Origin of the sequence: Pseudomonas sp. MWU12-2319, assembly GCF_023242525.1 — a bacterium.
Lineage (GTDB): Bacteria > Pseudomonadota > Gammaproteobacteria > Pseudomonadales > Pseudomonadaceae > Aquipseudomonas > Aquipseudomonas gingeri_D.
Map to the genome: position 1 here is coordinate 1 of NZ_JALJES010000065.1, position 575 is coordinate 575.

At 58.4% G+C, this 575-nt stretch carries 1 pseudogene; it reads left to right on the plus strand.

Going from position 1 to position 575, the window contains the following annotated elements:
• Positions 1–27: 27 nt before the first annotated feature.
• Positions 28–575: pseudogene (locus tag M5C01_RS32765) on the plus strand (hypothetical protein); the annotation flags it as partial.

The window sequence follows — 575 nt, forward strand, 5'->3', positions numbered from 1 at the left end:
TCCTCTAAACAGCGCCCTAACCCACCCATGCCTGCTGACAGCTGGGGCATCAATATCGGGGCCGTCACCACCTTCCCCGAGGGCCTGTTGGTAGAGGTCCCACCGTGGGGGGACGACATGGATATCGGCGACAGCGTCAATGTCAGGCTCAATAACCAAGTGATGACCTCGGGTTTCATCGGTGATAACAGCCAAATCGGCAAGTCCGTACCGCTGTTCATTGAATCTGATCGCCTGACCACCGGTTATTTCATCCTGGACTATACGGTCACGCTGCCCGGCACCGATCCCGATCCTTCGCCCCGCACCAACATCTACATCAAGCTGACACGCCCCGGCGGACGCGACATGGACCCCGGTACTCCCGGCCATTCCGAACTGCATATGGTGATTCCCGAGGATATCCTCCTGGAGGGCGTCGATGCCGATACCCCCTTCGTTCCGATCGAAATCAAATCCCCCGTTGCCGGGATGCCGGCCTATCCCAATATCGAAGAAGGCGACCGCATTTTCCTCTACTGGGGGAGCGAGAAAATCGAGCACGTCGTGACTGACGAGGAAGCCAACGACCCCGA